The sequence below is a fragment of the Prosthecobacter sp. genome (assembly GCF_014879935.1).
GTDB lineage: Bacteria > Verrucomicrobiota > Verrucomicrobiia > Verrucomicrobiales > Verrucomicrobiaceae > Prosthecobacter.
Map to the genome: position 1 here is coordinate 18443 of NZ_JACSRD010000063.1, position 9904 is coordinate 28346.

Here is a 9904-nt window from a genome sequence, read left to right on the forward strand (position 1 = left end):
CGACCGGGCAAGCGGGCGTCCCCTTGGAAAATGCCGAAGGACGAAGCCGCCCGGCATAAACAGGGACGTCACATTGAGCGTGCTGAGCGTGCCACATCGATCTTCCTTCCCTCGGTGGCCTATGAAGGATGCGCCACAAGTGAGAACCGAGAGCCGAGAACCAAGAACGGCGAACAAAAAACCGGCAAGCCGACGCCTACTGTCACGAATCAACTGCTCGAACGTGGGGATGAATGCGGTCCTACCCCTCCATGCGCGCGCCGGTCTCCCCGCAGCAGCGTCTCATGCAACGTGACCAGCAGCGCCGCCACTCCGATGAATGTGGGAGCGATGGCCTCCAGCCCCGCCTTTTCCCCCAGCAGCCCGGACAGGCCCGGCAGTGCCGCCGCGCCCAGCATCGCAGCGCTCACCTGGAAGCCGATGGCGTGCGCTGCGAGTGCCTTCCCAAGGCGCTGCGGCGTGCGCGTCATCAGGCAGGGATAGATGCAGGCCAGCCCGAGTCCCGCGAGCGCCAGGGAGACTGCCGTCACCGGCTGCGACAGGTCCAGCGCAAACAACGTCACTCCCAGCAGCGACAGCAGCAGGCTGCCGCGGACCAGGCGGTCGATCCCCAGACGCTCCACGACAAAACCGAACACAACACGGCCGATGCCGATGCTGCCCCAATACAGCGTCACCCACCAGCCGGCCGTCGGCGGTGGAATGCCGCGGCTTTCCGTCAGTAGGGTGAAGCTCCACTGCCCCACTGACACCTCCAGCCCGGTGTAGAAGAAAAACAGCACGATCTGGAGCCACACCAGGCGGTTCCGCAAGGTGTCCATCGTGCTGACCGGGCGGGAAACTGGCTCTGACCCCGCCCCGGCCGTGCCTTCACCCTCCGGCGGGTCCCAACGCCGCCGCGTGACCGCGAACACACCGGACAGCACCAGCAGAACCGCCGCCACCACGAGGTAGCCCGCACGCCACGAGCCCTGTCTGCCGATGACCTGCGTCATGATCACCGGCCCGCAAGTGGCGCCCAGCGCGTAGCAGGCGTGCAGCCAGTTCATCCGCCTCGCCGAGAAGTGATGCGCCGCGTAGTGATTGAGCCCCGCGTCGATCGCCCCCGAGCCCAGACCGTGCATCACCGAGCACACGGCGAACAGCCACCACACCGTGGCCAGCCCGTAACCGCCGCCGCTCAGCGCCACCAGCGCGCTGCTTGCCGCCAGCAGCATGCCGATGCTCATGAGTTGCAGCAAGCGGCCGGAGAAAAAGCTGGAGAGAAAATAGCCGCAGCCAGCTCCGGCGAACACCAGACCTATCTCGCTCTGCCGCAGATGGAAATGATCCCGCACGGACGGCCACGCCACACCGATCAAGGTATCCGGCAGCCCGAGGCTGATGAAGCCCACGCAGGCAATCAGCCACAGCAGGGAATCGGAACGGTGTTTGCTCATCATGGTTCATCCATCGCCTCCGCGGCAATGCGTGGCCGTCACATCATCACCCCGCCTGCCTCCCTTTCACACCCCAAAAGGCATTCTCCAGCATGCTGGATGCTCGAAGGCCGGCTGAGCACTGAACACCAATCCTTCTCCCACCTCCGCATCGTGCTCAGCTCTTTTCCAAGAGCGTGCGAAGCAGGCCGCGATGCGTGGAGGGACGGATGTCGGCGCGGAGAAAGCGCTGCATGTGCTGGCTGGCGGCTTGATTGAGGCCTGCGGTCTCGGAGGCAATGCAGTCCTGGGGCACGCAAAGATCGAAGTCACGCATGTGGGCGTCGTTGGCAGTGGAGAGCACGCAGAGGTTTCCAGCGAAGCCGGTGAGGACGAGGCAGCGAGCACCGAGATAGCCGAGCAGCAGCTCGAGCGAGGTGGAGTAAAAGGCAGAGTGCTTCGGCTTAAGCACGAAGTAATCGTGCGGGCCGGGGCGGAGGAGATCGACGATGTCAGCGCCGACACAGTCGTCGTGGAGGCAGTGCTCGACCTGCGCACGGAAGTCGGATTGCCATCGGCCGAAGTTGTCGTTCACGTAGATGGCAGGCACGTGCTGCGCGGCGAGGCGCTGCTTCAGGTCGGCGATGCGGCGGGCGGCAGGCCGGGCGAAACGCAGCAGGCGGTGCGCCTCCGGAAAGTCGAAGGGATTGATGACGTCGATCAGCAGGAGGACGGTGCGGGCCTGCCCGGCGACGCAGCCGTGCGGTGCGGGATGCGATGCGTGGCCTTTGTTCATGCTGTGGATGAATCGCCCGCGCGCAGCATCACGGACGGGTTGGAATGGGAGCGGCTGACGGCTAATGATTCACCGATTGTAGCTGGCCGCGCCGGCTCCTTTCCGCGCCTTTACGCCGCCGCTGTCCCATGCCATTGCTTTCCATGCTTGCCGCTGCCACTGCTTCTCCGTCGCATAACGGGATGATCGTCCTGTTTCCGGCCGCCTTCGCGGCGCTGTGGTATTTTGTCAGCACGGTGCTGTCCCACATGGGCGGCTGGCATCGCCTGGCACAGCGATTCAGGGCGGTGAGGCCCCCGGCCGGCAGACGGTTCTGGATGCAGTCAATGGTGCTGGGCTCAGTGAGCTACAACGGCTGCCTGACCATGCATGCATCGAAGGAAGGTCTCCACCTGGCTGTCTGGCTCCCGTTCCGGATCGCTCATCCGCCCCTGTTTCTGCCATGGTCGGAGTTTCGGAACGCAATCCTCCGCAGGAGTCTGTGGGTGAAGTGGATCGAGCTTGATATCGGGGAACCACCCGTCGCGAAGCTGCGATTGCCGCTCAAAGTCCTTCAGGGGCGGGAGCACCTCATCGGTTTGGAAGGCTGACGGACAGCATCCTGCGTGCGGGGCCAGGTTCTGCGGCCAGGCTCAACGAAAAGGCCGAAACGGAGTCGTTTCGGCCTTCAACATGAAGTTGAGCAGAAGCCTGCGACGAGCTTTTAGCTCGCCAGCTTCTCCATGAGCTTCTGCGTGCGCTGGATGATGCGCTGGAGCTCATCGAGGAGGCCGCCGCTGAGCAACGCGTTGTCGAGGATCTGCTCGGTGATGAGTCCTGCCGTGTCGGGATCGCTCTTGTGGAGCTTGGCGAGGCCTTTGACGAGCTGGTGACGCGGATTGATCTCGAAGACGACCTTCGGGCCGGGCATGCCGTTTTCTTTGCCGAGAGCTATCATCATCTGGCGCATCTGCGGGGTCATTTCGCCTTCGGGGGTCAACACGAGGGCGAGTGAGCCGACGAGGCGCTTTAGGGAGCGGACGGATTGGCTGCCGGGCAACACCGAAAAGGTGCGAAGTGATGCATTGTCGTGACTCAGTCTTTCTGCTACAAGCACATCAAATTTCAGCTAATAAAACCTAAATGACTTCGCAGTTCATTCTTACCTCATGTGTTTTTTACCTCGCAGCGCCATGGCTGCTGCAGGCTGAACCGAGCGCTTTGCCCGCGGCGTCCACGGCGCCCGTAAATTCCATCCCGTGGAGCCAGCTCGGTGTTGAAGCGCAGAAAAAATACACTGGCGACGGTATCGCCACCCTGCCCACGGAGTATGGGGCGAAGCTCAAAGCCGTGATGCAGGACCTCGAAGGCGACGTCACGAATGAAGGCCTCTGGCTCACTTCCAGCGCCGACGAGGACGCGGGCAAAACGGCACGGTTTCGAGTTATTGCGACGGAAATCAGCCGCAGGGGAAGCACGAACCCTGTCGTGCATCTACCTGCCACGGGCAGAGCCCGCGCCTCGAATGACGGAGCAGCCTTCATCCGTCCCGGTCTCATCGAGGAATACACGGTGAGCATGGATGGTGTGCGCCAGGACTTTGTGGTGCTGCAAAAGCCGGCAGGCGAAGGTGAATTGAGCATCAAGCTGGAGGTGTCCGGCGCGAAGGCCGAGGCGGCTGAATACGGTGTCAAGCTGACCGTGGAAACCACCAGGCGTGAATTGGCGTACAGCCGGCTTAAAGTCTTGGATGCCGTGGGCAAGGAACTGACCGCTCGCATACAAGTCGATGGAATAAACAGTCTGCACGTCGTGATTGATGATGCGGAGGCAATTTATCCCATCCGCATTGATCCGACTTTCAGTGATGCAGACTGGGTGAGCACTGGAGACATCACGGGCGCCAACGGCAACGTAAATGCGCTTACAACTGATGCATCCGGGAATCTGTATGTGGCTGGCGAGTTCACTGCCATCGTCAACATTCTGGCGAACCGGATTGCGAAATGGGATGGGAGTGTTTGGACTGCATTAGGGACTGGGCTAAACGGCACAGTGCATGCTTTGAAAGTCTCCGGAGGCATTGTTTATGCCGGCGGTGAGTTCACCCAAGCTGGTGGTATGAGTGCGAATAAAATTGCCAGATGGGACGGCAGTTCATGGAGCGCCCTTGGAACAGGTATTGGCGGTACGAGTCCGTATCTTGGTGGCCCTACGGTGTTAGGCCTGGAAGTATCGGGTTCTGATCTTTTTGCCTGCGGGACGTTCACAACGGCCGGTGGGGCACCTGTAACCAACATTGCGAGATGGGACGGCAGCACATGGAATTCGCTCGGCTCAGGCACCGACAGCATCGTGAACACAATAATCATGTTTGGCTCGGAACTCTACGCTGGGGGCGGCTTTACCACGGCAGGAGGCGTCAACGCCCCCTACATCGCCAAATGGAATGGTTCAACGTGGAGTCCAGTGGGCGGAGGAGTGGATAGACGGGTCTTTGCCTTCGCGGTATCGGGGGTCAACCCTGTATGTAGGGGGCGACTTCTTTAAAGCGAACGGGGCGACATCAAGTTACTTGGCGAAATGGGACGGAACCAATTGGAGTGCCTTTAGCACCTCACCCAGCTATTTTGTTTACTCCATCGCCATTTCCGGCTCTAATGTTTATGTCGGGACTGGCACGGGAGGAGTTCAACGATGGACCGGTTCCTCGTGGACAGCTCTCACATCTGGATTGGGAGCTAGTGTGAATGCACTCACCTTTGTTGGACCAACGTTGTGCGTCGGCGGGGATTTCTCAACTGACACAGCGAGTTTAAAAGCGTCCAAATTGGCAAAATGGAACGGAACATCCTGGAGCACTTTTGGAACTGGCCCGTCAATCGAAGTGAGTGCCGTCGCCGTCTCTGGGACAGACTTGTACGTGGGGGGATATTTCAAGTATTTGAACGGTGTGTACGCCAACAGCGTGGCGAAGTGGAACGGCAGCACATGGTCAGGACTGGGAGGGGGAGTGACCTATTCCACACCAGGCACACAAACTGGACGTGTCTATGCACTGACGGTTTCCGGAACAGATTTGTATGTTGGCGGCTTCTTTACCGAAGCCGGAGGCAACTATGGATACGGCGGAGTTGCCAGATGGAATGGCACGTCGTGGAGTTACGCAGGAGGTGTTAGCCTCATCAATTATCAAAGGGTGAATGCCATAGCTGTGATTGGATCAGATGTGTACATCGGCGGTGATTTCACCACGACTGGGAGCGTCACTGTCAATGGCATTGCAAAATGGAATGGCACTGCGATGAGCGCCTTGGGATCGGGGGTCGGAGGATCAACACCAGTCGTGCATGCCCTGGCGGCCATGGGAACGGACTTGTATGCGGGAGGCAGTTTCACGACCGTGAATGGAGTGACGGCCAACTACATCGCAAAATGGAGCAATGGATCCTGGAGCACTGTAGGATCAGGCATGAACTCTTCGGTTCGAGCGCTGCAAATAAATGGATCAAGTTTGTATGCAGGTGGTTCCTTTACTTCTGCCGGAGGACAAAGCGCGAGAGGAATCGCCAGATGGGATGGGAGTGCTTGGAGCGCTCTGGGCAGCGGCATATCATCCGGCTATGTGAAGGCAATAGCCTTTTCCGGCACGGATGTTTATGCGGGTGGTCAATTCTCTTCAGTGGGCGGGGTAAATGCGAACAATATCGCGAAGTGGAATGGCACCTCATGGAGCGCACTTGGATCTGGAGTCACTACCAATAGTCTATCAGGCGAGGTCTGCCAGATGGCGTTGGTGGGAAGCACTATGTATGTCGGAGGCGAATTTGTCGCCACGGGGGGCAAAATCTCCCCCAATCTGGCAGCGGCCGTGAATCTGGACATGCCCGAGATTGCTGTTAGCGGCAATGCCTTGGACATTGCTGACGGAGACAGCACACCATCTGTGACGGACAACACTGATTTTGGCAACCTCGGGGTCACCGAAGGCTCCATATCGCGCATCTTCACGATCCAGAACATAGGCAGCACAGGATTGCCGCTGGGCCTGGTCACACTGAGCGGCGCGAATGCGGCGGATTTTTTCGTCAGTTCACAACCTGCCGCCATAGTGGCAGCCGGTGGCAGTACCACCTTTCAGATCTCCTTCAACCCTGCGGCTGTTGGCCCACGCACAGCGGCCGTGAGCTTCACCAATGCTGATTTCGATGAAAGCCCATTCAATTTCAACATTCAAGGGATAGGAACCAACAACGCTCCCACTGACATCACGCTCACATCGTCGAGCATCGCCGAAAACAACGCCACGAATACCACTGTGGGTCTCCTGAACGCCGTCGATGCTGATCCTGGTGACACGCTAACATTCAGCCTCGTTTCCGGCACCGGCAGCACGGACAACGCCAGCTTCACCATCGCCGGCTCGAATTTGAACATCAATGTCAGCGCCAATTATGAGGCAAAGAGCAGCTACAGCCTGCGCGTGCGCGCCGACGACGGCAATGGCGGCCTCTTTGAAAAGGCGCTGACCGTCTCGATCACCAATGTCAACGAGGCGCCAAGCAACATCGCGCTGAGTGCCAGCAGCATCGCCGAGAACAATGCGTCCAATGCCACTGTGGGCACTCTGAGCGCCACGGATGCGGACGCCGGTGACACGCAGACATTCACGCTGGTTTCAGGCACTGGCAGCACCGACAACGCCAGCTTCAGCATCAGCGGCACCTCGCTCAGACTCACCCCCAGTGCCGATTTTGAGACCAAGAGCAGCTACAGCGTGCGCATCCGCACCACCGACGCCGGCGGGTTGTTTTTTGAAAAAACGTTCACCATCACGATCACCAACGTCAACGAAGCGCCCACCGAAATCGCGCTGAGTGCAAGCAGCATCGCCGAGAACAATGCCGCCAATGCCACCGTGGGCACGCTGAGCGCCACGGATGTGGATCCCGGTGACACACGCACCTTCACCCTCGCCACTGGCACCGGTGATAGCGACAACGCCAGCTTCACCATCGCCGGAACCTTGCTCAAACTCACACCTGGCGCAGACTTTGAAACAAAGAGCAGCTATGAGGTGCGTGTCCGCGTGACGGATGCGGGAGCACTTTTTTTCGAGAAGCCGTTCGCCATCTCGATCCTCAACAAAAACGAGATGCCTTCGTTCGCCAAAGGATCAAACCAAACTCATCCCATCCGCACCACCGGAGCACAAAACATTCCCGGCTGGGCTGCGGCCATCAATGATGGCGACAGCACGGTGTCACAGGCATCGAGCTTCAATTCCACTGTCATCAGCGGTGGGAGTATTTTTGCCACGCCTCCATTGGTGTCGTCGGACGGAGAGCTCAGCTACTGGACCAATGGCAGCGCAGGCACAGCCGTGGTTTCAGTCACACTGACAGACGATGCCTCAATCAATGCCAATCCAGCCCTCACCACGGCTGCACAAACTTTTACCATCCGTGTCGAAGGACCTGGCGGCCTTGATTCGCTCGATGCGAACATCGTCGGAGATCGTGTGCTTGCCATGGCGATACAGCCGGATGGGAAAATACTTCTGGGAGGGAGTTTCACTTCGGTGCTCGGGGTGCCGCGTGCCAACATCGCCCGGCTGAATGTGGATGGGACGCTGGACACGGGATTTGACCCCCAAACTGACGGCGCGGTGTATGCGGTGGCCGTGCAGCCGGATGGCAAAGTGCTGTTGGGCGGTTCGTTTGGCACATTGCAGCCGAACGGGGCCCTAGCTGCTACGGCACGGCAGTATTTGGCACGGGTGCATGCAGACGGAGCGCTGGATGCAGCCTTTGACCCCAAGGCGGACAATCATGTGCGCAGCATCCTGCCACAACCCGATGGCAAAGTGCTTGTTGCTGGTGATTTCACCTCCATGCAGCCCAATGGGGCCGCCTCGGCCACACCTCGTTCCTATGTGGCCAGACTAATGTCTGATGGCAGTCTTGACGCAGGTTTCACGCCTAATGCGAACGACGTCGTCTATGCGCTGGCGGTTCAATCCGACCAGAAGATTCTCCTGGGCGGAGATTTTACCACGCTTCAAGGCACCGGCGCCGTATCGCCGACCAACCGGCGGTATGTTGCCCGCCTGAATGCGGATGGCACTCTGGATGCCAGCTTTGACCCCAAGGCGAATGGCACGGTGTTTGCGGTCACCAAACAATCTGACGGGAAACTGTTACTGGGCGGTGCTTTCACAACCCTACAGCCTAATGGTACTCCTTCGCCCGTGACCAGAAGCTACATCGCTAGAGTCAACGCGACAGGCACTCTCGACACCGGTTTCAACCCCTCGGCCAATGGTGCGGTTTTCAGCATGGCGCGGCAAGCGGACGGACGCGTGCTGCTGGGTGGTGCCTTTACCAGCCTTCAACCAAACGGCGCGGCTGTTGCCACCACGCGAAACTATCTGGCGCGGTTGAACCCCGAAGGCACGCTGGACACCACCTTCAATCCAAATGCAAACGGCCTTGTTTACGGCATCGCGTTGCAAGACGACGGACGCGTGCTGGTCGGTGGAGAATTCACGGCGCTGCAGCCAAACGCAGCACCGGCGGCCGCGCCCCGCCATTTGTTTGCCAGGCTTGTCAATGACACGGCTTCCCGCGTGCTCTCCGCACCGGATTTCACCCAAATCACTTGGTCCCATGGTGGCGCTGCACCTGTTGTTAGCGCAGTCACTTTTGACATCAGCACAAATGGTGGGTCGAGTTGGGCTCAGGTCGGTGCGGGCACCAGAATCGGCACCTCCGTCAACTGGCAGCTCACCGGTCTCTCCCTTCCAGCCAACGGCATGCTCCGAGCACGGGGCCGCGCTGCCAGTGGCATTTACAACGGCAGTTCGAGCCTGTTTGAGCAGCTTGGGACGTTTATTGTGGCGGTGCCGGACGTGGTTTTGGAGGCCCCAGTGGGAACCGAACTTGTCGATGGAAGTGGAACAGTGAGTTTTGGCCCCATTGCCTTCGATGGCAGCAACGCTGAGAGGCAGTTCACCGTCCGTAATACGGGCAATGCGACTCTCTCCCTGGCCGGGGCCTCGCTTTCGGGGACACATGCTGCCGATTTCGTCGTCAACACCTCCGGCATGGCAACCAGTCTGGCACCCATGGCAACAACGACATTCACCATCAACTTCACGCCCGGTGCCATGGGACCTCGGAATGCCTCATTGCTGCTCGCCTCGAATGACTTTGATGAGCCATTGTATGGAGTTGTGCTCGCAGGCAGTGGAGTAACCTCCCAAGAGGGCTGGCGGCAGGTCCATTTTAACTCCACCAGCAATTCGGACAGCGCTGCTGATTCAGCAGACCCGGATCATGATGGCCTCGAGAATTTTTTGGAATGGGCGTGTGGGCTGATTCCAACGGCAAGCAGCAGTCTTCCCACACCGACCGTGCTCAATGGCGCCGTGATCGAATTCAACTACACACGAAGCGTCGCCGCGGTGAATGCGGGGGTAATATTCGCGGTGGAATGGAGTGATTCACTGCCGGGAACGAACTGGAGCACGAGCGGAGTGACACAATCGGTGCTCACGGACAATGGAACGACGCAGCAGGTGAAGGCCACCCTCCCAGCAGGGACCAGCGGACAACGATTTGTCCGGCTAAAGGTCACTGCCGGGGAGTGAAAGGACGCGAAATCAGCTCGCCAGCTTCTCCATGAGCTTCTGCGTGCGCTGGATGATGCG

The 9904-nt window shown here is 59.3% G+C and carries 6 protein-coding genes; 3 read left to right on the plus strand and 3 right to left on the minus strand.

Annotation, left to right across the window (positions count from 1 at the left end; translation table 11 throughout):
- Positions 1-209: 209 nt before the first annotated feature.
- Positions 210-1442, minus strand: coding sequence for an MFS transporter (locus tag IAE77_RS02265; protein WP_294221202.1), 1233 nt, complete (start codon positions 1440-1442; stop codon positions 210-212).
- 154 nt (positions 1443-1596) lie between these two features.
- Entirely contained in the window at positions 1597-2214 is a 618-nt protein-coding gene (locus tag IAE77_RS02270; RefSeq protein ID WP_294221204.1) for an isochorismatase family cysteine hydrolase, read from the minus strand.
- Positions 2215-2342: 128 nt separating this feature from the next.
- Here IAE77_RS02270 and IAE77_RS02275 point away from each other — a divergent pair, with 128 nt between their 5' ends.
- The gene (locus IAE77_RS02275; RefSeq protein WP_294221207.1) at positions 2343-2804 is read left to right on the plus strand and encodes a hypothetical protein; all 462 of its coding nucleotides are present in this window, start codon (positions 2343-2345) and stop codon (positions 2802-2804) included.
- Between the two features lie 113 nt (positions 2805-2917).
- Here IAE77_RS02275 and IAE77_RS02280 read toward each other — a convergent pair whose 3' ends face one another.
- The gene (locus tag IAE77_RS02280; protein WP_345780954.1) at positions 2918-3310 is read right to left on the minus strand and encodes a hypothetical protein; all 393 of its coding nucleotides are present in this window, start codon (positions 3308-3310) and stop codon (positions 2918-2920) included.
- A gap of 26 nt (positions 3311-3336) precedes the next feature.
- Between IAE77_RS02280 and IAE77_RS02285 the strand changes: the two genes are divergently transcribed.
- Positions 3337-4743 (plus strand): hypothetical protein, encoded by a 1407-nt coding sequence (locus IAE77_RS02285; RefSeq protein WP_294221213.1) that lies wholly within the window; start codon positions 3337-3339, stop codon positions 4741-4743.
- Between the two features lie 1333 nt (positions 4744-6076).
- Positions 6077-9844: a choice-of-anchor D domain-containing protein gene (locus IAE77_RS02290; protein WP_294221216.1), complete on the plus strand. Its 3768-nt coding sequence runs from the start codon at positions 6077-6079 to the stop codon at positions 9842-9844.
- The last annotated feature ends 60 nt before the right edge of the window (positions 9845-9904 follow it).

Bases quoted from the DNA above. Each gene is read 5' to 3' on its own strand.
- IAE77_RS02265 (WP_294221202.1), bottom strand. From the start codon at position 1,442: ATGATGAGCAAACACCGTTCCGATTCCCTGCTGTGGCTGATTGCCTGC.
- IAE77_RS02270 (WP_294221204.1), bottom strand. From the start codon at position 2,214: ATGAACAAAGGCCACGCATCGCATCCCGCACCGCACGGCTGCGTCGCC.
- IAE77_RS02275 (WP_294221207.1), top strand. From the start codon at position 2,343: ATGCCATTGCTTTCCATGCTTGCCGCTGCCACTGCTTCTCCGTCGCAT.
- IAE77_RS02285 (WP_294221213.1), top strand. From the start codon at position 3,337: ATGACTTCGCAGTTCATTCTTACCTCATGTGTTTTTTACCTCGCAGCG.
- IAE77_RS02290 (WP_294221216.1), top strand. From the start codon at position 6,077: ATGCCCGAGATTGCTGTTAGCGGCAATGCCTTGGACATTGCTGACGGA.